At 71.4% G+C, this 22,035-nt stretch carries 17 protein-coding genes and 1 pseudogene; 9 read left to right on the forward strand and 9 right to left on the reverse strand.

Going from position 1 to position 22,035, the window contains the following annotated elements:
- Nucleotides 1-22 precede the first annotated feature (22 nt).
- Nucleotides 23-913, reverse strand: a complete 891-nt coding sequence (locus JK361_RS08285) for a DUF72 domain-containing protein (RefSeq protein WP_201815061.1) — start codon at nt 911-913, stop codon at nt 23-25.
- A 127-nt stretch (nt 914-1,040) separates the two neighbouring features.
- Between JK361_RS08285 and JK361_RS08290 the strand changes: the two genes are divergently transcribed.
- From JK361_RS08290 to JK361_RS08300, 3 genes are read left to right on the forward strand one after another with little or no spacing between them, the layout of a single operon-like run.
- On the forward strand, nt 1,041-1,928 hold the full coding sequence (locus JK361_RS08290; RefSeq protein ID WP_201815062.1) for an alkaline phosphatase family protein: 888 nt from the start codon (nt 1,041-1,043) through the stop codon (nt 1,926-1,928).
- A 1-nt stretch (nt 1,929) separates the two neighbouring features.
- Entirely contained in the window at nt 1,930-3,219 is a 1,290-nt protein-coding gene (locus tag JK361_RS08295; protein ID WP_201815063.1) for an MFS transporter, read from the forward strand.
- A complete protein-coding gene (locus tag JK361_RS08300) occupies nt 3,216-4,235 on the forward strand; it encodes a TolB family protein (protein WP_201815064.1) in 1,020 nt (339 codons plus the stop codon). Before JK361_RS08295 ends, JK361_RS08300 begins: the two co-directional genes overlap by 4 nt.
- A gap of 10 nt (nt 4,236-4,245) precedes the next feature.
- Here the strand turns inward: JK361_RS08300 and JK361_RS08305 are convergent, their stop codons facing one another.
- A complete protein-coding gene (locus JK361_RS08305) occupies nt 4,246-7,665 on the reverse strand; it encodes an NACHT domain-containing protein (RefSeq protein WP_307787218.1) in 3,420 nt (1,139 codons plus the stop codon).
- A 342-nt stretch (nt 7,666-8,007) separates the two neighbouring features.
- On the opposite strand from JK361_RS08305, the gene JK361_RS08310 reads away from it, so the two are divergent.
- Complete coding sequence (locus tag JK361_RS08310) at nt 8,008-8,418, forward strand: VOC family protein (RefSeq protein ID WP_201815065.1); 411 nt, start codon at nt 8,008-8,010, stop codon at nt 8,416-8,418.
- Nucleotides 8,419-8,743: 325 nt separating this feature from the next.
- The gene (locus JK361_RS08315) at nt 8,744-9,601 is read left to right on the forward strand and encodes a TRADD-N-associated membrane domain-containing protein (protein WP_201815066.1); all 858 of its coding nucleotides are present in this window, start codon (nt 8,744-8,746) and stop codon (nt 9,599-9,601) included.
- 254 nt (nt 9,602-9,855) lie between these two features.
- On the opposite strand, the pseudogene JK361_RS42595 reads toward JK361_RS08315, so the two are convergent.
- The 3 genes and pseudogenes from JK361_RS42595 to glnA2 form a co-directional block, all read right to left on the reverse strand.
- A pseudogene (locus JK361_RS42595) lies at nt 9,856-9,942 on the reverse strand (glutamine synthetase); the annotation flags it as partial.
- A gap of 294 nt (nt 9,943-10,236) precedes the next feature.
- Nucleotides 10,237-11,163, reverse strand: a complete 927-nt coding sequence (locus JK361_RS08325; protein ID WP_201815067.1) for a pentapeptide repeat-containing protein — start codon at nt 11,161-11,163, stop codon at nt 10,237-10,239.
- A gap of 293 nt (nt 11,164-11,456) precedes the next feature.
- The gene (glnA2, locus tag JK361_RS08330; RefSeq protein WP_201815068.1) at nt 11,457-12,818 is read right to left on the reverse strand and encodes a gamma-glutamylpolyamine synthetase GlnA2; all 1,362 of its coding nucleotides are present in this window, start codon (nt 12,816-12,818) and stop codon (nt 11,457-11,459) included.
- A gap of 307 nt (nt 12,819-13,125) precedes the next feature.
- Here glnA2 and JK361_RS08335 point away from each other — a divergent pair, with 307 nt between their 5' ends.
- Nucleotides 13,126-14,310 carry a globin domain-containing protein gene (locus JK361_RS08335; RefSeq protein ID WP_201815069.1) on the forward strand — a complete coding sequence of 395 codons (1,185 nt, stop codon included), beginning with the start codon at nt 13,126-13,128 and terminating at the stop codon, nt 14,308-14,310.
- A gap of 206 nt (nt 14,311-14,516) precedes the next feature.
- On the opposite strand, the gene JK361_RS08340 is transcribed toward JK361_RS08335, so the two are convergent.
- On the reverse strand, nt 14,517-14,963 hold the full coding sequence (locus JK361_RS08340; RefSeq protein WP_201815070.1) for an RrF2 family transcriptional regulator: 447 nt from the start codon (nt 14,961-14,963) through the stop codon (nt 14,517-14,519).
- Between the two features lie 135 nt (nt 14,964-15,098).
- On the opposite strand from JK361_RS08340, the gene JK361_RS08345 reads away from it, so the two are divergent.
- The 3 genes from JK361_RS08345 (at nt 15,099) to JK361_RS08355 (ending at nt 18,586) form a co-directional block, all read left to right on the forward strand.
- Nucleotides 15,099-15,776 carry a thioredoxin-like domain-containing protein gene (locus JK361_RS08345; protein WP_201815071.1) on the forward strand — a complete coding sequence of 226 codons (678 nt, stop codon included), beginning with the start codon at nt 15,099-15,101 and terminating at the stop codon, nt 15,774-15,776.
- A complete protein-coding gene (locus JK361_RS08350; protein WP_201815072.1) occupies nt 15,773-16,405 on the forward strand; it encodes a DUF305 domain-containing protein in 633 nt (210 codons plus the stop codon). The genes JK361_RS08345 and JK361_RS08350 overlap by 4 nt, the downstream gene beginning before the upstream one ends.
- Nucleotides 16,406-16,639: 234 nt before the next feature.
- Nucleotides 16,640-18,586, forward strand: a complete 1,947-nt coding sequence (locus JK361_RS08355) for a S53 family peptidase (protein WP_201815073.1) — start codon at nt 16,640-16,642, stop codon at nt 18,584-18,586.
- Between the two features lie 212 nt (nt 18,587-18,798).
- Here the strand turns inward: JK361_RS08355 and JK361_RS08360 are convergent, their stop codons facing one another.
- The 3 genes from JK361_RS08360 to JK361_RS08370 all read right to left on the reverse strand — a co-directional run bounded on the left by JK361_RS08360 (nt 18,799) and on the right by JK361_RS08370 (nt 22,020).
- Complete coding sequence (locus JK361_RS08360; RefSeq protein ID WP_201815074.1) at nt 18,799-20,058, reverse strand: MFS transporter; 1,260 nt, start codon at nt 20,056-20,058, stop codon at nt 18,799-18,801.
- A 94-nt stretch (nt 20,059-20,152) separates the two neighbouring features.
- Nucleotides 20,153-21,202, reverse strand: a complete 1,050-nt coding sequence (locus JK361_RS08365) for an endonuclease/exonuclease/phosphatase family protein (RefSeq protein ID WP_201815075.1) — start codon at nt 21,200-21,202, stop codon at nt 20,153-20,155.
- A gap of 182 nt (nt 21,203-21,384) precedes the next feature.
- Nucleotides 21,385-22,020 (reverse strand): TetR/AcrR family transcriptional regulator, encoded by a 636-nt coding sequence (locus JK361_RS08370; RefSeq protein WP_201815076.1) that lies wholly within the window; start codon nt 22,018-22,020, stop codon nt 21,385-21,387.
- Nucleotides 22,021-22,035 lie beyond the last annotated feature (15 nt).

Raw genomic sequence — 22,035 nt, forward strand, 5'->3', positions numbered from 1 at the left:
CGCCGTACGGGCCTGCCGTCCCTCAGGTCCGGTCGGGCTCCCGCTCGGCCGGCCTCGGGTGCGGGAGCGTGCTGCCCAGCAGGGTCCGCATGGTCTCGGCCGCCCGCGGTGCCGCGTCGCCGCAGCAGTTGTTGAAGAGGACGTGTACCTCGTCCGTGGCCGCCGCGAGGGCCCGGATGCGGGGCAGCCACGCCCTCAGCTCCGGCTCGGTGTAGGTGTGGCGGAAGCGGTCCTCCTTGCCGCCCGTGCCCCAGTGCGGGCTGCGGCCGTGGAAGCGGACCACCGAGAGGTGCGCGGTGGTGGCCGGTGCGTTCCCGGGCATGGACCTCGGCAGGCCCTGGGCCGTGTCGACGGCCACCGCCGTGGCGTTCAGGTCCCTGAGGAACGCGGTCGTACGGGCGGCCCGGTCGGGGTGCCACCAGGCGGGGTCGCGGAACTCCACGGCGAACGGCCAGTCGTGGGCGCGCTCCCGGGCGGCGCGGAGGAACGCCTCGGCCTCCGGGCCGGGGGCGAGGGAGGGCGGGTACTGGAAGAGGAGGGTGCCCAGACGGCCGGCGTCACGCAGGGGGGTCAGCGCCGCGGCGAAGCGGGTCCAGATCTCGGTGCGCAGGGCCTCGTCCCGGCGGTGACCGCGCAGGTCCGGGGGGAGCGCGGACGGGCGGGTGGGGTGGCCGGTGAGGAGGGAGAACGCCTTGACGTCGAAGCGGAAACCGGGGGGTGTGCGCTCCGCCCAGAGCGTGGTGGTGCGGGGGCCCGGCAGGGCGTAGTACGGGGAGTCCGCTTCCACCACGGGGAAGTGGGCCGCGTAGTGGCGCAGGCGTTTCTCGGGGTCCCGGCGGCCGGGTGGGTACCAGCCGCTGCCGAGCAGTGCCGGGTCGGTCCAGCCGCATGTGCCGATGAGGATGTCCGCCATGGGGGCGGGGGTACCCGCCGTTCATCCGGTCTTCACCCTCGGGGTTGGTCACCGTGGGCCGCGGGCATATTGGCGTGCGCATGCTCTGTCCGCACCGCCAGCCGTCCATCCACAACCGGAGGTTGATGTGTCCGGCAGTTCCGTGTACCGCCGTGCCCGTACCGTCGTCGCGGCCGCGGCGGCCCTCGCCGCGGCCGCGGTCGGGGTGTGGACCGGGGTCGGTGAGGGGTCCGCGCACGCCGCGGGCGCCGTGCCCAGCCCGGACCACGTGGTCGTCGTCGTCTTCGAGAACCATGCGTACAGCCAGGTCATCGGCTCCTCCAGCGCGCCCTACATCAACTCGCTGAAGGCGGGAGGCGCCAACCTCTCCCAGTCGTACGCCGAGACCCACCCGAGCCAGCCCAACTACTTCGCACTGTTCTCCGGTTCGACGCAGGGCATCACCGACGACAGCTGCTACACCCCGGGCTTCTCGTCGGCGCCCAACCTCGCCTCCGAGCAGATCGCCGCCGGCCGCAGCTGGGCCAGCTACAACGAGACCCTGCCGACCCAGGGGTCCACGACCTGCAGCAGCGGCAAGTACGCGCGCAAGCACAACCCCTGGTTCGGCTTCAGCAACGTGCCGACGTCGAGCGCCAAGACCTTCGCGCAGTTCCCGACGGACTACTCGACGCTGCCGCAGCTGTCGTTCGTGGTGCCGAACCTGTGCAGTGACATGCACGACTGCTCGGTGTCCAGCGGTGACACCTGGCTGAAGAACAACCTGGGCGCCTACGCGACGTGGGCCAAGACCCACAACAGCCTGCTCGTCGTGACGTTCGACGAGGACAACCGGCTGAGCGGGAACCGGATCCCGACCGTGTTCTACGGGCAGCCCGTCACCCCCGGGGCCGACTCGGCGACCACGTACAACCACTACGACCTGCTGCGCACCCTGGAGGACACCCAGGGCCTGACCACGCACGCGGGCAACGCGGCCGCCGCCAAGGACATCACCGGCATCTGGGCGTCCTGACGTGTACGTAGCGGACAGCCGCACCAGCACGTCCGCTCATGGTGCCGCCCGGTCCCCCGCCGGGCGGCGCCGTGCCGCGGTCGCGCCGACCGTGGTCGCGCTGGGGACGGTGAGTCTGGTCACCGACGTCTCGTCGGAGATGGTGACGGCGGTGCTGCCGCTGTACCTGGTGACCGGGCTCGGCCTCTCCCCGCTGGGCTTCGGACTGCTGGACGGCATCTACAACGGTTTCTCGGCGCTCGTACGCCTGGTGGGCGGGCACTTCGCCGACCGGGGCGGCGGCCGGCACAAGTGGGTCGCCGGGCTGGGCTACGGCATCTCGGCCGTGTGCAAGCCGCTGCTGCTGACGGCGCATGCGCTGACCCCGATCGGGTTCGTGCTCGCCGCCGACCGGACCGGCAAGGGGCTGCGGACGGCTCCGCGTGACGCGCTGATCTCGCTGTCCAGCACGCCGGAGACGCGGGGGCGGGCCTTCGGGGTGCACCGGGCGATGGACACGGCCGGGGCCCTGTTCGGGCCGCTGGTGGCGTTCTGGATCCTGCGGGCCACCGTGGACGGCTACGACGCGGTGTTCACCGTCAGCTTCTGCGTGGCCGTGCTCGGCGTCCTGGTGCTGGTCCTGTTCGTACCGGGCGGGCGCGGCGGCGCGGCACCGGCCGAACCGCCGACGGTCCGAGCGGCCCTCACCCTGCTGCGCGGCCGGGACCTGCGCCGGATCACCGTCTGCGCGCTGCTGCTGGGCCTCGCCACGGTCAGCGACTCCTTCGTCTACCTGCTGCTCCAGCGCCGCCTCGGCGTCCCCGACCGCTGGTTCGCGCTGCTGCCCCTGGGCACGGCCGCCACGTTCCTGCTGCTGGCGGTGCCCCTCGGCCGGCTCGCGGACCGGGTGGGCCGGTGGACGGTGTTCCTGGCCGGCCACGGCGCCCTGCTCCTCGCCTACCTCCTGCTGCTCACCTCCTGGCACGGCACGGGCCTGCCGTACCTCGTCCTCGCCCTGCACGGCGCCTTCTACGCGGCGACCGACGGGGTGCTGATGGCGGCGGCGTCGGACAGCGTGCCCGAGACGCTGCGCTCGTCGGGGCTGGCCGTCGTGCAGACCGGGCAGGCGCTGACCCGGTTCGCCTGCTCGCTGCTGTTCGGCGCGGCCTGGACGATGTGGGGCGACCGGGCGGCGCTGGCCGGGGCGGCGGGGGCGCTGGCCGTCTGCGCCGCGTTCGCCCGCACGCTGCGCCCGCAAGGACCCAAGGGGCCGCAGGGAACGAAGGAGACGAAGGGGACGGTGACCGCATGACCGTACGCAACCGCGTCCTGATCCTGGTCGCGGCCGTCGCCGTGCTGGCCGCGGTCGGGCTGGCCGCGGTGCTGCACGCCTCCGCGCGGGCGGACCGGCGCAACCACACGCAGGCGGGCGGCCCGCGGGTCACGCCGGGGACGGTGACGCTGAACGGATCCGGGCGGCTGGTGTTCCGGAACATGGCGTGGGGACCGCACCGGGACGAGCTGACGAGCGTGCCGGCCACCGCCCCGGACGGGCCGCGGACCGCCTCCGGCGTCAAGTGCCTGCGGTTCTACGCGGCTTCGGGCACCGGGGTGTGCCTGCAAGCCGTGCACGGGCCGGTGTCGGACACCTACCGCGCCCTGATCCTGGACGCACGCCTGCACACCGTGGACCGCTACGACGTGCCGGGCATCCCCTCCCGCGCCCGGGTCTCCCCCACCGGCCACTTCGCGGCCTGGACGGCGTTCGTGGGCGGCGACTCGTACGCCGGCACGGACTTCTCCACGCGCGCGGCCGTCGTGGACACCCGCAGCGGGAAGCTGATCCCGTCCCTGGAGACCTTCCGGATCGTCCGGGACGGGCGGCCCTACCGGGCGGCGGACGTCAACTTCTGGGGCGTGACCTTCGCGGACGACGACCGCACGTTCTACGCGACGCTGGCGACGAAGGGCCACACGTACCTGGTCCGCGGTGACCTGCGGGCCCGTACGGTCACCACCGTGCACGAGAACGTCGAGTGCCCGTCCCTGTCGCCCGACGGCACACGGATCGCGTACAAGAAGCGCGTCGAGGGCCTGCCGAAGGACGCCCCCTGGCGGCTGTACGTCCTGGACCTGCGGACGATGCGGGAGACCCCGCTGGCCGAGTCGCGCAGCGTGGACGACCAGGCGGTGTGGCGGGACGCGCGTACGGTCGTGTACGCGCTGCCCGGGGACTACGGCGCCGATCTGTACCAGGTCCCGGCCGACGGGTCGGGCAAGCCCCGGCGGATCAGCCCGGCCGCCGTGTCGCCGGCGTACGTTCCCTGAGGTCCCGCGCTCAGGTGCTCAGCAGCGTCACCGAGGAGGGCAGTTCGGCCGCGCCCCGGACGCGGTCGCGGCCGGCCGTGACGCTGACGAGGCGCAGCCCGGGCAGTTCGGCGAGCGGCGCGAGGTCGATGTCCCCTTCCGCGCTCATGTCCCCGGTGAGCGTGCAGTCGGCCAGGGAGGGAAACGCCTCGGGCAGCCGGTGGACAGCCGCCTGAAGGGCCCGTTCGCCGCCGCCGCCGAGCAGGGTGAGCGACGCGACGTCCGCCAGGACCGCGGTGGGCGGCAGTGTCTCCAGCGAGGAGGCGTTGAGCGCGAGGTCCCGCAGGGCGGGCATCCGGCCGAGTTCCTCCCAGTCCTCGGCCGAGGCCGGGTTCGACGCGGAGTTGAGGCCGAGCGACCGCAGGGCGCGCAGACCGGCCAGACCGCGCAGGCCGTTCGCCGGCCTCATCCCGCCCTCCAGCCACAGGCCGTGCAGCGAGCCCGCCGGGAGGTCCTCCGGGGACCACACCGTGCCCGCACGGCCGCGCAGCGTCAGCAGGCCCAGCCGTGACAGCCCGGCGAGCGGGCGCAGGCCGACGTCGGGCCCCGAGGCCGTCAGGGAGAGGACCTCCAGCGGGAGCCCGGCGAGCGCGGACAGGTCCACCAGCGCCGGGCAGTCGTCGACGATGAGCAGCCTCAGGTTCTCCTGCCCGGCCAGGAACCCCAGATCGTGCACGGTGGCGCTGGCGAGGATCAGTTCGGTGAGCCTGTTGCGGGAGGTGTACGCGGCGACGGCCGCCGAGGAGACACCGGTCCGCAGGTCCAGGCGGTCCGGGCGGAGCCCCAGACGGTCCAGCTCCCGCAGCTGCGCGTCGGACTGGATCGTGAAGTCGAGGCCGGACGGATCGAGGCGCGTGATGATCTCGTCGGCGTACCGGGTGCAGTCGAACCGCGACCACGCCCACACGAGCTGGGCGCGGACGGCCTGGTACGGGTGGCCGGCGAACCGGGCCAGGAAGGGCAGGGCCGCGTCGGACTTGACGTGGGAGGCGGCGACGACCACGTGGAAGGCGGCCTCGTCGCTCAGCTTCTCCGGCTCCGGCAGCAGGCCGAGGATCAGCGGGCCCACCTCCGCCAGGGCGCGGGCCTGCTCCGGGCTCTCCGGCGGGATGAGCGTGGCGGTGCGCCGCTCCACGGCCTCCCGGACGGACGGCGCGAGGGAGGTGGCGTGCTCCAGGCAGGCGGCCGCGAGCAGGTAGACGCGCGCCTGGGTGCGCTTGCCGGGGGCCTTGTCGCCGAGGGCCAGCAGGGCCTGGAAGATCGTCTCCCGCTCACGGGGCCGGCCCAGCGCCACCGCCATGCCGATGACGTCCTCCCACTGGTCGTCGGCGGCGTGGCCGGCGAGCAGGCCGAAGTCGCTCTCCTCCACGGCGGCCCGGGCGCCCAGGAAGTCCTGGAAGGTGCGGTGGATGAAGTCCACGGTGCCGGGCACCGGTTCGCGCAGCAGGCCGCTCCGGTTGAGGAAGTAGGCGAAGACGGCCGACGCGTCCCCGAGGGCCGCCGCCTCGGGGACCGCGGGCAGGGCCCGGTCGATGATGGTCTCGGCCCGCGACCGGTCCATCTCCGTGCGGCCGTTCTTGATGAGCCAGTAGGCGAGCCGCTGGAGCAGGTCGAGCTGCGGTTCCTCCCGCAGATCCGGCACGGCCATGTCGCGTTCGCGGTCACGGCGGCTCAGCAGCATCGACAGCGCGGCCTCGTAGAGGTCCTTGCGGCCCTGCGGGAGGTAGCCGTGCCGGTCGCGGTGCAGGGCGCAGATCAGCCCGCACATCAGGGGGTTGGTCGCCAGCCGGCCCAGGTCCGGTTTGGTGCGGATGGCGGTGAGGAGCTGCCGCTCGTAGCGGTCCAGGCCGGCGTCGTCGTCGGTGCCGGGGCGTGCGGCCCGGTGCCACCGCTCGACGAACGTCGCGATGTCGGCGGGGCTCATCGGGGACAGCGTCAGCTCCGTGAAGCCGTCCTCGGCGAGCCAGTTCTCGGCCACGGCGGGCGGGCGGGAGGTGACCAGCCAGCGGTTGTCGCCGTCGTAGGTCTCGGCCAGGTCTCGCAGCCAGGTGCGGGTGCGCTCGCGTTCGGCGTCGGGGACCTCGTCGATGCCGTCGACCAGGATGAGGCCCCGGCCCGCGGTGAGGACGCGGTGCTCCCATCCGGCGGGCTGGCTGCCGGCCAGCGGGCTGCCGACGGCGGCCAGGAAGTCCTTCGGCGCGGGCAGCGCCTCGCCGTGCCGGGTGAGGGTGCGCAGCGGCAGCACGAACGGGATGCGGTCCTGGAGGTAGGCCGCGTGCTCGGGGACGTCGTGACGGGCGGCCGTGACGGCCAGCCACTGCACCAGGGTGCTCTTCCCCGAGCCCGCCTCGCCGCGCAGCAGGATCCGGGGGCTGTCGGCCAGCGCCCGGTCGGCGGGCCGGTGGTCCGGCGCCTCGGACGGCAGCCGGTCGAAGATGCCGTGGAGCATGTCGGCGGCGGCCGCGGCGTCGCGGTACGACGCCGCCCTCAGCAGCCGGACCGCCCGGTCCGCCGGCAGCCGGCCCCATGCCGTGTCCGTCTCCTCGTCGCCGCGGCCGTCGTCCGTGCCGCCGTGCGCGGCCGGGGAGTCGAGATCGGTCAGGATCGCATCGGAGGTCGCGTCGGATTCGGCCCACAGCACCTCGGCGAGCCGCCGCCGGGCCGCCGTCCGGGCGGGGCTCTCCGGCGACGAAGCCTCCAGACTGAGGTAGGCGACGTCCAGCGGCCACCGCCGCGGCGTGTGGTCGAGGTCGAGGCCGTAGATGGTGAGCTTGCCGTGCTTCTTGGCCACGTGCCGCAGGTACGCCTGCTCGAAGGCGGTGTCCTCGCCCCCGGCCGGCGGGTTGCGCCGGACCAGTTCGTCGACCTTGGCGGTGAGCGAGTCGAGCGCGCGTGTCTGCTCGACCAGCGTGTGGGCGACAAAGGTCGAGCGCTGGGTGAAGAAGTGCAGGATGTGCAGGCACGCGGTGTCGAGCAGGCGCTCGTGGAACAGGGCCGCGTCCGCGGACAGTTCACGCTCGGGGTGGCGTGCGGCGCGCCGCAGCTCACGGGCGAGGGCCTGGTGGCCGAGGCGCACGGCGTCGAGGTCGGTGAGGGTGAGGCCGCCGAGCGCGTGCAGGGTGCGGAAGAGGGCTTCGGTGACGGCTTCGCGCTCGTCGTCGGCGATCGGCGGTTCGCCGGAGCACAGGGCCTGCTCGACCAGCCGGGCGGCGAGGCCGCGGAGGTCGGGCGCGGTGAGGCGGCGTTTCTCGCCCTTGAAGGAGACGTATCCGGAGAGCCGGACCGGTTTGTCGACCAGGCCGGCGCCGGGGCCTTCGGTGACGAAGAGCTTCTTGACCAGGGGGCCGACGACGGCCGAGGCGAGGCGAGTGCCTGTGGTCGCGGGTTCCACGCGTGCCCTTCTCTTTGCAACTGCCCGTCTTCACGGCGATCGTAGGACGTCCGGCCCGCGTCCGGGTGCCGGTTCGGGGCAAATCGAGGCCCCGGTTTTCCGTCGTCACGGTGGTCTGCGCTGCACGGTCGCCGTCGTCGCACACGGTCGTCCCGGAGACCTTCGGGGGCGGCGGCCGGGCGAGCCGCGGGGAGGCGGGGGCACGTGGGACCCGGTGCCTGCGCGCCGGCCGCCGGCGGACACGGTCGTCGCCGCCGCCGGCCGCGGCCCTCGGGTCACCCGGATCGGCCGCCGGCGGACGTAGGCTGCCCGCACCGACCATTCGTCATGAAAGGTGTGGACATGGCCTCTCGCCTCAATCCGTACATCAGCTTCGCTGGTGACGCGAAGCAAGCCCTGGAGTTCTACAAGGAGGTCTTCGGCGGCGACCTGACCGTCCACACCTTCGGCGAGTTCGGCTCCGAGACGCCGCCCGGGTACGGCGACAAGATCATGCACGGCATGCTGGAGACCAGCAGCGGGTTCACCCTGATGGGCGCCGACAATCCGCCGGGCATGGAACGCACCCCCGGCAACAACATCGCGGTGAGCCTGAGCGGCGACGACGCGGACGAACTGCGGGGCTACTGGGACAAGCTGTCCGACGGCGCCACCGTGTCCGTCCCCCTGGAGAAGCAGATGTGGGGCGACGTCTTCGGCATGTGCACCGACAAGTTCGGCATCACATGGATGGTCAACATCGTCGAGCGGTAGCCCCGGGGCGATTCCGAGCGCGCCGGGAAGGCCGACCGGGGGCGGCCGGAGAACGACCCGGGAGCGGCTGGGCAGCGGCGGCGCATCCGGGGGGCGCCGGCGGTCCACGGCCGTCGCCCCCCATCCCTCCTCCGGCGGACGAGCCGCACCTGCTCCATGACGGCGGCATCCGGCCGCGACCGCACCCTCGCCGCCGCTCCCCGCAGCCCCCGCTTCCCCGTTCCCGGGCCCATCGGCTGCTCACCGTGACCGATGAGCCTCGTGATGTCGGGTGATTCCCGGGAAGCGGTGGCGCGGCGTACGTGTTGCAAGCAGGCTGACCGTCGTGTCGAGATCCGATTCCACAGCCGGCCCTGAGCGTGGCCCCGTCCGCCGCATCGCGACCGCGATACTGGCCACCGTCACCGGCGTACTCGTCTTCGGCGTGGTGGCGCTGGATCCCTTCGGGATCATAGATTCGCTGTCGAAGTTGGCCGTTCTTGCCGCCTCTTGCGTGGCCCTCTTCGGTGGCAGCTACTCGGCCTGGCGGGAAGCGCAACGGCAGGATGTCCGCATCACGGAAAGTCGCCAGCGCGTGCGCGCAGCCGAGCGTGACCTGGAAGCGGCACTGCGGGACGCCCAAGATCCAGAAGCCGCCCGGCGGGCAGGTGAGCATGCTGGTGAAGTGGTGCCGGCGAGGCATGGCGCCCGGGTCGCGGACGAGCGGATCCCGGCTTCACGCCTGACCTTGCCGGAGCTGTGGACACTGACCCACAGGCGACTCGATCTGTATCACGACATCGCTACGGGGCAAGCGCGCCGCTCCTTCCGCAACGCGCAGATCGCGATGTTTGCCGGGTTCTTCCTGTTGGTCGTCTTCGTGGCCGTCGCTCTCCGGGCAAGCACAACCGCGGGGAGCATCGTGGCCGGTGGGCTGGGGGCCGTGTCGGCCGCACTCGCCGGGTTCGTGAGCCGCACTTTCGTGAAATCTCAGGAAACTGCTGCTGCTCATCTGCGGGCCTACTTCGATCAGCCACTGGAGTTCTCCCGCCACTTGGCCGCGGAACGTCTGATCACGGACGCGGCGCTGACGCCGGCGCAGCGGGCGGAGGTGCTGATGGCCTTGGTGCAGACGATGGTGGCTCCGCCAGGTGGACCGACCGCGGCGAACGAAGGAGATGCGCAGCAGCAGACCCAGCCGTAGGAGGGGGCGGGCGGAACATGCGGCCGTAGGTGGTCATGACCGTCGAACCGTTACCCCTGGGAAACCGGTGACTCCCACGCGCCCCCGCAGATCCCTGCGACAGCGGCGACCGTCTCCGGCGACGGCCGGGATCGGCCGTCGCCGAAGACGCGGCGCTCGCGCGGTGGTCACGATCGCGGCGACGGTACGGGACGACGCGTCGCGGCGGCCGGTCCCAAGGGATCGTTTCGCCGGAAACCGGCTCCGGGCTGCGCCTACAGCACCGGCAGGTTCTTCCGCAGTTCGAAGGCCGTGACCTCGGAGCGGTACTCCTCCCACTCCGACTTCTTGTTGCGCAGGAAGTGACGGCGGCCCGGATGGACCTGGCGCGATCGAGGCCGGCCCAGCGCAGACCAGCAATCGAGCGGTCGTTGTTGGTCGTCGTCGGGCGTCGCGGGCCACCCTTCGACGGCCCAGAGACGGCCCAGCTTCAGAGCGTCGGGAGATTTACAGCGGGCTCCGCCCACGCCCTGCGACCTGCACTTTCCCTGACACGGAGGTCGGAGAGACGATGGCGACCTGGCCGGACGCGCCTGAGGGGCCACGCATGCGATCGTGACCAAGGTCATGGGACTCGCGACGCCCAACCAGCGCGACTAGCGCTCATTCGGCAGCCCGGTCGCGCCGTCCCGCTTTGCACCCTCCAGCTTCACGCCGGCCAGCTTGGCGCCACTGAAGTCCGCGCCGGCCAGATTCGCGCGAGTAAGGTCCGCACCACGAAGGTCAGCGCTCTGCAAGAACGCGTGCTGAAGGTTCACGTCGCTCAACTTGGCGTTTCGAAGATCCGCACCGGATAGCTGGGAATCATGCAGGTCAACGCACTCTCCTCGCTTGGTTGGCCCCTGCTCCCCGCATGTGCGGTCCACGCCCCGCAGGTTCGCGCCCCAGAGGGCTGCGCCGGCCAAGCTCGCCCTGTACAGGGCCGCGCCCTGGAGGTTGGCCTTGTCCAGCCAAGCGTTGTCCAGGTGTGCGCTGTACAGGTTCGCGGCCCGAAGGTCCGCTCCTGTCAGAGAGGCCTGGCGCAAGTCCGCCTCGATCAAGACCACCCTAGGGAGCCTGATGGCGGCTTCGCCAGGAAAGCGGAGGTGACGGAGATCGGTCTTGCTGAGGTCGATGACTGCTCCGGCGTCTCGGTCGGGGTTGCGTCTGGCCAGCGTGTCGATGGCTGCCTGAACGTCTGGCTTCGGCCTGTTACCAAGGGCTTTAGTGAGATCGTCGAAAGGTTCTTTCAAGCTTTCTGTACTCGACCCGGCATGCTCCTGTGCGAAGGCGCTCAGCACGGAGACGACTGCGGGATGGTCGCGTGCGGAGTCCTCCATGATGCGCCGCAGGGCGTAGATGCCACCCAGACGGATGTCCAGGGACTGCGACCCCAGATTGCCGATTGCGGTGTTGAACCGAGTGGTGATCTGTCCCTGTTCAGAGATCCGCAGTTCCTTGCTGGCCTGTCCGACCTGCATCCAGGTAAACAGCAGCGCCCCCAGAGCGGCGAGCCCCGGGAGGCCGGCCGCGACCAGACCCACCCACTGCACCCGGTCCCGCCTGTCGGACCTGGGCAGCGCCGATCTGCCGTGGTCCCGGCGCCGGCGGACACGATGCCGACGAACGGTCCGGCGAAGCCTGTCAGCCCTCAGATTCCCGACCACCTGCTCAGCCCATCCTGCGGGACAAGCAGCAGCAACTTGTCGTACGCCAGACGGAGATGTACTTAGACGGCCCAAAGACGGCCCAGAGGTCGCGAGACACCTTGGGGCCGGCGGTCTGCGACCGCCGGCCCCAAGGGATCGTTTTAGCGGAAACCCATTCCGACCTGCGGTTACAGCACAGGAAGGTTCTTCCGCAGCTCGAACGCGGTCACCTCGGAGCGGTACTCCTCCCACTCGCTCTTCTTGTTGCGCAGGAAGAAGTCGAAGACGTGCTCGCCGAGGGTCTCGGCGACCAGGTCGCTGCGCTCCATGAGGGTCAGGGCCTCGCCGAGGTTCTGCGGAAGCGGCTCGATGCCCATCGCGCGGCGCTCGGCGTCGGAGAGGGCCCAGACGTCGTCCTCGGCGCCCGGCGGGAGTTCGTACCCCTCCTCGATGCCCTTCAGGCCGGCGGCCAGCAGGACCGCGTAGGCCAGGTACGGGTTGGCGCCGGTGTCGAGGGAGCGGACCTCCACGCGCGCGGAGCCCGTCTTGCCGGGCTTGTACATCGGGACGCGGACCAGGGCGCTGCGGTTGTTGTGGCCCCAGCAGATGTACGAGGGGGCCTCGCCGCCCGCGCCGGCCGTGCGCTCCGAGCCGCCCCAGATGCGCTTGTAGGAGTTCACCCACTGGTTGGTGACCGCGGAGATCTCCGCCGCGTGCTTGAGCAGGCCCGCGATGAAGGAGCGGCCGACCTTGGAGAGCTGGTACTCCGAGCCGGACTCGTAGAACGCGTTCCGGTCGCCCTCGAACAGCGACAGGTGGGTGTGCATGCCGGAGCCGGGGTGCTCGGAGAAGGGCTTCGGCATGAACGTCGCCTGGACGCCCTGCTCCAGCGCCACCTGCTTCATGACCAGGCGGAAGGTCATGATGTTGTCGGCCGTGGAGAGCGCGTCGGCGTAGCGCAGGTCGATCTCCTGCTGGCCGGGGGCGCCCTCGTGGTGGGAGAACTCCACGGAGATGCCCATGGACTCCAGCATGGTGATCGCCTGGCGGCGGAAGTCCATGCCGACGTTGGTCGGGGTGTGGTCGAAGTAGCCCGAGTTGTCGGCCGGGGTGGGGCGGGAGCCGTCCAGCGGGCGGTCCTTCAGGAGGAAGAACTCGATCTCCGGGTGGGTGTAGAAGGTGAAGCCGAGGTCGGAGGTGCGGGCCAGGGCACGCTTCAGCACGTACCTCGGGTCCGCGAAGGACGGGGAGCCGTCCGGCATGAGGATGTCGCAGAACATGCGGGCGGTGCCGGGGGTCTCCGCACGCCACGGAAGGACCTGGAAGGTGGACGGGTCCGGCTTGGCGATCATGTCGGACTCGTAGACCCGGGCGAAGCCCTCGATGGCGGAACCGTCGAAGCCGATGCCCTCGTCGAAGGCCTGCTCCAGCTCGGCGGGGGCCACGGCGACGGACTTGAGGAAGCCCAGCACGTCCGTGAACCACAGGCGTACGAACCGGATGTCGCGCTCCTCCAACGTCCGGAGCACGAACTCCTGCTGCTTGTCCATCTTCCGCTTCCCCATCCTTGCTGGTCAGGCCGCCTGTTCCGGTACCACGGGAGGCGGTCGGGCACCTGAGCATCCCACCACAACACCATTTCACGCGCGTTGCGGACCTTGATCGCCCGAGCGTCCGCGCCCTGAACGCCTCCCGTACGGCAGGTGTACTGCGCTCACGCCCATCTTGCCTGCTCGGACCGACATCCGTAATGGCCGGTCCGCTTCATGGCGTGACCGACACCACCCCCGTTTAATTTGCATCCCAAATGCAAGTTTTCATAGCGTGGTGATCAGCCGAGTTCTCCGAGGAGTGTCGATGCTGACCGAGCAATCCGCAGCCACCGTCCGCGCCACCCTGCCCGCCGTCGGCGCGGCCATAGGCGAGATCACCGAGCGCTTCTACACGCGCCTCTTCGCCGCCCACCCCGAACTGCTGCGCGACCTGTTCAACCGCGGCAACCAGGCCGCCGGCACCCAGAAGCAGGCCCTCGCGGGCTCCATCGCCGCCTTCGCCACGCACCTGCTGGAGCACCCGGAGCAGCGGCCGGACGCCATGCTCGGCCGCATCGCGCACAAGCACGCCTCCCTCGGTGTCGCCCCCGAGCAGTACGCGGTGGTCCACGAGCACCTCTTCGCCGCGATCGCCGAGGTCCTCGGCGAGGCGGTCACGCCCGAGGTCGCCGCCGCCTGGGACGAGGTCTACTGGCTCATGGCGAACGCGCTCGTCGCCATCGAGCGGCGGCTGTACGCGGAGAGCGGCGGGCCGGGCCTGCGCGCGTGGGAGGTCGTCGAACGGGTCGAGGAGACCGCCGACGTCGTCAGCTTCCGGGTGCGGCCGGCGGACGGGGGGCCGGTGGCCGGCTTCCGCGCCGGACAGTACGTCTCCGTGGGCGTCACCCTGCCCGACGGCGCCCGGCAGATACGGCAGTACAGCCTGTCCGGCGCGCCGGGCGAGGCGGTGCGCCAGTTCAGCGTCAAGCGCGTGCACGGCGGCCAGACCCCCGACGGCGAGGTCTCGCACCACCTCCACGCGCGCGTGCGGCCCGGCGACGTCCTGGAGCTGTCCGAGCCGTACGGTGATCTCGTCCTGGAGGCCGGTCCGGACACCCCGGTGCTGCTCGCCTCGGCGGGCATCGGCGTGACCCCGATGGTCGCGATGCTGGCCGACCTCGCCGCCACCGGCCACGGCGGCCCGGTCACCGTCGTGCACGGCGACCGCTCCCCCGCCGACCACGCCCTGCGCGCCGACCACGAGGCGTACGCCGGCAAGCTGCCGGACGCCGCCGTGCACTTCTTCTACGAGCGGGACGCCGGGCCGGGCGCCCGTACCGGCCTGGTCGACCTGACCGGCATCGAGGTGCGGCCCGGCACGCGCGCGTACCTGTGCGGTCCGCTGCCCTTCATGCGCGCGGTCCGCGCCCAGCTGGTCGAGAAGGGCGTGGCCCCGGCCGACATCCACTACGAGGTGTTCGGCCCGGACCTGTGGCTGGCGCAGGGCTGAGCGCCGGCCCTTCGGACAGCCCGAGGCGCCGGATCACCCCGGAGTGCGGGCCGAAGACCGACGGCGCACCACGGAGTGGCCGGCGCCGGCGCCGACGGCCAGGTCGAAGGCGTCCGGCCTGTCATGACGGCCCCGTCGTCGTATCGAGTCGGGGGCCGGCCGTCACCAGACGCACTCGGTGACCAGCGGCCGGTTCCGGCCAGGGGTCAGCCGTTTTCGGCCGGACCGCGGGTGATGCCGAGCAGCAGCGGGCCGGTCGGGTCGGCGACGATGTCGGAGACCGTCACCGGGTCCAGCGCGGCGTAGAACGCCTCCTGGGCCCGGCGCAGCGCCCCGCGGAGCCGGCACCCCGAGTTCAGCGGGCAGGGGGTCGCCCCCTCGCACTCGACCACGTCGCCGTCGCCCTCGAAGGTGCGGACCACCGCGCCGACCGACGCCGCGCGGCCTCGCTCCGTCAGCGCCAGCCCGCCGCCCCGGCCCCGGCGGGCGTCGACCAGGCCCAGGTGCTGGAGTTCGGCGACGACCTTCGCGGCGTGCGTGTACGGCACGTCCATGTCGGCGGCGACCTGGCGGGTCGTGGGGGTGGTGCCGACGGCCACGGCCAGTCGCATCAGGACACGCAGGGCCAGGTCGGTGGAGCGCAACAGCCGCATACGACGAGGGTAAGTAATACGCATCCTGGCTTCAAATTTTCCGCTTGCCGTGCCCTCTACGGAAGCGTGCCCTTTCCGCACTACGATCAGCGGGCCCCACCGTCCAGCCCATTCCCTTCCAGAAGGACACGCCTCATGGGTTCCGGCAAGAACAGCAGCACCGCGGCGCGCAAGGCGCGCATAGAGGAGATGCGGCGCGCCGAGCGTGCCCGGGAGAGCCGTAACCGGATCCTCGTCATCGCCGCCAGCGTGGTGGTCGTCGCCGGTCTCGCGGTCGGCGGTGTGGTCCTCGTGAACTCGCAGTCGGACAAGAAGGACATCGCCACGAGCGACGACGGCAAGGGCTCGGGTGACTCCGGGCACTTCACCACCGGCGAGGACGGGGTGAAGACCTGGACGGGCAAGCTGTCCCGGACGCACGTGACGGACAAGGTGGCGTACCCGATGCACCCGCCGGTCGGCGGCAACCACAACCCGGTCTGGCTGAACTGCAACGGCAACGTGTACACCGAGCCGGTGCAGGACGAGAACGCCGTGCACGCGCTGGAGCACGGCGCGGTCTGGGTGACGTACACCGCCAAGGCGCAGAAGGCCGACGTCGACGCGCTCGCGGCCAAGGTGAAGAAGACGCCGTACTCGCTGATGAGCCCGTACGAGAACCAGGACGCCCCGCTGATCCTGTCGGCCTGGGGCCACCAGGTGGCGGTGAAGAGCGCGAAGGATCCGGAAGTGGACAAGTTCTTCGCCACCTACGTGCAGGGCCGCCAGACGCCCGAGCCCGGCGCCTCGTGCACCGGCGGGGTCATGAAGTGAGCCGGCGCCGCATCGGCTGGGTCGCCGGATCCGCGGCGGCGGTGCTCGTCGCGGCCGGCGCGATCACCTACGCGGTCGCCGAGGAGTCCGGCGGACCGGGCGCGAGGACGCCGAGCGCGGAGTCGGCCGACGCCGGCTTCGCGCGGGACATGGCCGTCCACCACCAGCAGGCAGTCGAGATGTCGTACATCGTGCGGGACCGCACGAAGAACGAGGAAGTGCGGCGGCTCGCGTACGACATCGCGCAGACGCAGGCCAACCAGCGCGGGATGCTGCTGGGCTGGCTGGACCTGTGGGAGCTGCCCAAGGTGTCGGCCGACCCGCCGATGACCTGGATGGGCATGCGCGGCATGGTCTCCGGCGAGGACGGCGCGCTGATGCCGGGCATGGCGACCGACACGGAGCTGAAGAAGCTCCAGTCGCTGAACGGCAAGCAGGCGGAGATCCTCTACCTCCAGCTCATGACGGCCCATCACAAGGGCGGCATCCACATGGCCGAGGGCTGTGTCGCCAAGTGCACCGTCGACGTGGAGAAGCGGCTCGCGCAGGGCATGGTCGACGCGCAGCAGTCGGAGATCGAGTTGATGACCGGGATGCTCAAGGAGCGGGGCGCACAACCGCGTCAGTGAACAGCCGACCGGCCGTTCCGTTACGTAACCGTGAGGAACGAAAGGCGCAATTCCCCCTATCTGACGGCTACTTGAGCTTCTCTTGACTTTTACGTTCCCCTGGCATGAACGGTTCATCGAAAGAGTGGCCCCCATCGTGTGATCCACTCGCCGGCCGACACCGCCGCGGGCCGGCGCGCGGAAACGCGACGTACCAGCCACTACGTGCATGCGAACCGCATCGCAGGGGGTTCTATGAGATCCAACCGCGCCACCGTACGCGCCGGTGTGAGCATGGCAGCGACACTGCCCATGATCGCCGGCGCGCTGGCGCTGGGCATACCCGCGGCACACGCTGCGGACAGCCCCGCCCGTGACGTTCTGAAGGGCAGCAAGCCGCTCTGGGCCACGGCCAAGGCGGACAAGGGCGCGACCTCGAACAGCGCCCAGGTCAAGGCCCGCGTCTACCTGGCCGGCAAGGACGCGGCAGGACTCGCCGCCTACGCCAAGGCCGTGTCCGACCCGAACTCGCCTCTCTACGGCAAGTACCTGAGCGCCAAGAAGGCGCAGGCGCGCTTCGGCGCCACCAAGGAGCAGGTCACCGCGGTCAAGTCCTGGCTGAAGTCGGCCGGTCTGACCATCACCTCGGTCACCCCGCACTACGTCGCCGTCTCCGGTGACGTGGCCGCCGCCGAGAAGGCGTTCGGCACCCAGCTGCACAACTTCGCCAAGGGCTCGAAGACTTACCGGGCCCCGGCGCAGACGGCCTCCGTGCCGGCCGGCCTCAAGGGCGCCGTCCTGACCGTCACCGGCCTGGACAGCGCGCCGCACAAGTCGAACCACGACGACCAGCTTCCGCCGCCGGACGCCGTGTTCAAGAACGCCGGACCGTTCTCCTCGTACTACGGCTCGAACATCGCGACCACGCTGCCGGACGCGTACGGCCAGAAGATCCCGTACGCGGTCAAGGGTTACACCGGCAAGCAGCTGCGCGCCGCGTACGGCGCCGGCGCGTACACCGGCAAGAAGGTCCGCATCGCGATCACGGACGCGTACGCCTCCCCGACGATCGCCTTCGACGCGGCCTCGTACGCGAAGAAGAACGGTGACGCGGCCTGGAAGACCGGCCAGCTGCACCAGGTGCTGCCGAAGAACTACACGAAGACCGAGGAGTGCGGCGCGGCCGGCTGGTACGGCGAGGAGACCCTCGACGTCGAGGCCGTGCACGCGGTCGCGCCGGCCGCCGACGTCACGTACGTGGGCGCGGCCTCCTGCTACGACGACGACCTGCTGGACTCGCTCGGCAAGATCGTCGACAACCACCTGGCCGACATCGTCTCCAACTCCTGGGGCGACATCGAGGCCAACCAGACGCCGGACCTCGCGGCCGCCTACGACCAGGTCTTCCAGCTGGGCGCGGTGCAGGGCATCGGCTTCTACTTCTCCTCCGGTGACGACGGCGACCAAGCCGCGGCCTCCGGCACCAAGCAGGTCGACACCCCGGCCAACTCGGCCTGGGTGACCGCGGTCGGCGGCACCTCGCTGGCCGTCGGCAAGGGCGACAAGTACCAGTGGGAGACCGGCTGGGGCACCGAGAAGGCGACCCTGTCGGCCGACGGCAAGAGCTGGGCAGGCTTCCCCGGCGCGTTCACCTCGGGCGCGGGCGGCGGCACCAGCAAGACCGTGCCGCAGCCGTACTACCAGAAGAACGTCGTGCCCAAGGCGCTGGCCACGGCCAACAACGCCGCCGGCAACCGCGTCGTGCCGGACATCGCGGCCATCGCCGACCCGAACACCGGCTTCCTCGTCGGGCAGACCCAGACCTTCCCCGACGGCTCGGAGAGGTACAGCGAGTACCGCATCGGCGGCACCTCGCTGGCCGCTCCGGTGATCGCGGCGGTCCAGGCCCTGGCCCAGGAGGCGCAGGGCGGCAAGGCGCTCGGCTTCGCCAACCCGGCGATCTACGCCAAGTACGGCAAGAAGGGCGTCTTCCACGACGTCACGGACAACCCGACGGGCTCCGGCCTGGCGGTCGCCCGCGTGGACTTCGCCAACGGCCTGAACGCCAAGGACGGCCTGCTGTACTCGGTCCGCAGCCTGGGCAAGGACAGCTCGCTGTCCGCGGTGAAGGGCTACGACGACGTGACGGGCGTCGGCTCCCCGGCCAACGGCTACGTGAAGTCGTACACGCGAAAGCACTGACCCGCTGACGCTCTGACCCACCGAGCAAAGGGGGCGTGAGGCCTACCGGCCTCACGCCCCCTCCGCATCCCCCGCCCCCTCAGCCCCCACCGCGATTGGCGGATTCGTTCCAGGGGGCGTAACAAAGCTGCTGGTCAGAGGAGCGAGCGGGTGGCGGAAGTGGTACAGAACTGCCAATCACCGCGGTGAGGGCGGGGTGGGGTGGGGTGGGGTCAGGGGTGCAGGGCTCCCGGCTCCTCCGGGAGGTGGGAGGTGACCACCCGGCCGGGCGGCGGGGTTCCACGGCCGGACGGCGGGGTGTTCCGGGGCGTTGGGGGAGTCTTCCTGTGGCGGTCGACCGCTTGCGCCACGCTCGCCACGCCCAGGCCCAGTACCGCCAGGGCCGCGCCCGCGAGGGCGGGGGACGTCGTGCCGAAGCCCGCGGCGAGGGCCAGGCCGCCGATCCAGGCGCCGCCGGCGTTGGCCAGGTTGAAGGCCGCCTGGTTGGCCGAGGAGGCCAGGGAGGGGGCCGCCGCGGCCTTCTCCATCACCATCAGCTGGAGCGGGGACCCGGTGACGAACGCCGCCATGCCTAGGAGGGTCACCGCGAGGGCCGCGCTCGCTTCCGCCCGCATGAGGAGCGGGAAGAGCGCCAGGACCGCCACGAGCGAGGCCAGGCCACCGAAGAGGGTGCCGCGCAGGGAGTGGTCCGCGAGGCGGCCGCCCAACAGGTTGCCCGCCGTGGCGCCGACACCGAAGAGGGCGAGGAGCAGGGTCACGTTCGCCTCGGCGAAACCGGCCGCGTCAGTCAGCATGGGGGTCACGTAGCTGTACGCCGCGAAGAGCGCGCCGAAGCCGGCCACGGTGGTGCCGAGGGCCAGCCAGACCGGCAGTGACGTCAGGGCGGCGAGTTCGCCGCGCAGGCCGGCCGACGAGGCCGCGTGCTCCCTGTCGTGCGGGATCAGCAGGGCCAGCGAGGCGATCGCGGCCAGGCCGATCACGCTCACCGCCAGGAACGTCGCCCGCCAGCCGAAGTGCTGGCCCATGAGGGTGGCGGCGGGCACACCGGCGATGTTGGCGACGGTCAGGCCGAGGAACATCAGGGACACCGAGCGGGCCTTGCGCTCCGGCGGGACCATCGCGGTGGCGACGACCGCGCCCACACCGAAGAAGGCGCCGTGCGGCAGGCCGCTGAGGAAGCGGGCGGCGAGCAGGGAGCCGTTCCCGGGGGCGAGCGCGGAGAGCGCATTGCCCACGACGAACAGGGACATGAGGGCCATCAGGACCGTGCGGCGGGACATGCGCGCGGTCACGGCCGCCAGCAGCGGGGCACCGATGACGACGCCCAGCGCGTACGCCGAGACCAGGTGCCCGGCGGCGGGGATCGAGATGTGCAGGTCGTCCGCGACGTCGGGCAGCAGGCCCATCATCACGAACTCGGTCGTACCGATGCCGAAGGCGCCCACGGCGAGGGCGAGCAGGGCCAGGGGCATGAAGGACCTTTCAGAGCGGAGTGCCGTACGGGTTCGAGTCTCTCAGTAAGTTCCCGTACGGAACAAATACTCCGGGGCCCGGCATTCCAGCGGGTTACGAGGCTGTGTCCAGCTTCACACGGGCCGCCACCGGCAGGTGGTCGCTGTTCGTCCGCGGCAGCGTCCAGGAGCTCTCCGGCTCGACGCCCTTGACCATGATCTGGTCGATCCGCGCCATCGGGAACGACGCCGGCCAGCTGAAGCCGAAGCCGCTGCCGGCCGCGCCCTGCGTGGAACGCAGCTGCGAGGTGACGCCGTTGAGCGAGCGGTCGTTCATCGTGCCGTTGAGGTCACCGAGCAGGACGACGCGCCCCAGGGGCTCGTCGCTGATCGCCTCGCCGAGCGCGTCGGCGCTCTTGTCCCGCTGCCGGGCGGTGAAGCCGGCCTCCATCTTGACCCGCACCGAGGGCATGTGCGCGACGTACACGGCCAACGGGCCCTTGGGGGTGGCGACGGTCGCGCGCATGGCGCGCTTCCAGCCGAGCCGGATGTCGACGGCCCGCACGTCGGTCATCGGGTACTTGCTCCACAGACCGACCGTGCCGACCACCGCGTGGTACTCGTACGTCGCCGCGAGCGCCTTCTCGTAGACGGGCACGGAGGAGGCGGGCAGTTCCTCCAGGGCCAGCACGTCGGCGCCGGACCCGGCCACGTCGGTGGCGGTCGCGGCCGGGTCGGGGTTGTCGGCGTTGACGTTGTGGGTGGCCACCATGAGGTCGCCGCCGCTGCCGGACTTGTCGGTCAGCAGTCCGCCGAAGAGGTTCAGCCACACGGTCGCCGGCAGCAGTACGGCGATCAGCGCGGTCGCCGACCTGCGGATCAGGCCCAGCACCAGCAGCACCGGGATGGCCAGGCCCAGCCAGGGCAGAAACGTCTCGGTGAGACTGCCCAGGTTGCCCACCCGGTTCGGGATGTGCGCGTGGACCAGCATCACCAGGGCGAGCAGCAGGGCCAGTACGGCGAGGACGAGGCCGCGGCGCCAGACGCGCGGGTCGCCCCGCCAGCCGGCGAGCAGACGGCGCCCGAGACGCCGGAGCCTGGCCCCCGGTCGCTCGGGCCCCGAGCCGCCGTCCGCCGTCTCCGTCACGTACGCCTGCTGCGCCATACCGTCTGCCTCACTGCCTGCCGTGCACACCGTTCGTCCCCCGTTCACTTCCGACCCTAGGGGATGATCGGCTCCGTTCCTGCCGTCCCATGACGGCCGTACGGAAGACGAGGACGAACGGGCCGGGGCGGGGAGTTCCGGTTATCCCCGGGGCGGGCGGTGTCTGTGACGAAACGCGCACATTAGCGCTGCGAGACTGTCGAGCTGACGGGTCGTAGGCCGGCCAGGACGGTGTCGACGATGTCCTCGGCCAGCCCCTCGGGCAGTTCGGCGTCGGGGCGCAGTACGGAGCGGACGAGGATCGGGCCGACGAACAGGTCGTTCGCCAGCTCCACGTCGACGTCCGGCCGGAGTTCGCCGTCGCGCTGCCCGCGGCGCAGCACGTTGAGCACGAGATTGCGCCGGGGCGCTATGACGTTCTCGTGGTACGCGGCCCAGATCCTGGGGTTGGTCTTCATCTGGGCGTGCACGTTGTGCAGAAGCGCCGAGGAACGGCTGGCCAGTCCGCGCTGCCGCAGGTTCTCCAGCAGGACGAGGAGATCGTCGCGCATGGACGTTCCGGGGAGTTCGGGCTCGGGTGGCTCGGCCGCCCGGATCACGTCGACGAAGAGTTCCTCCTTGCCGCTCCAGCGGCGGTAGATGGTGGCCTTGCCGACCCCGGCGGTGCGGGCGATGCGCTCGATGGAGAGCTCGGCGAGGGGCACGCCCTCCTCCAGGAGCTCTATCACGCCCTCCAGGATGGCGCGCTCCACGGCTTCGCTGCGCGGCCGTCCCCGCACGGGTGTGTCCGGCCGCGGTCGGCTGTCGGCAAGGCTCACGTCGTTCCGTCCTCT

This window comes from Streptomyces musisoli, assembly GCF_016741855.1.
In the GTDB taxonomy this organism is placed as follows: domain Bacteria; phylum Actinomycetota; class Actinomycetes; order Streptomycetales; family Streptomycetaceae; genus Streptomyces; species Streptomyces musisoli.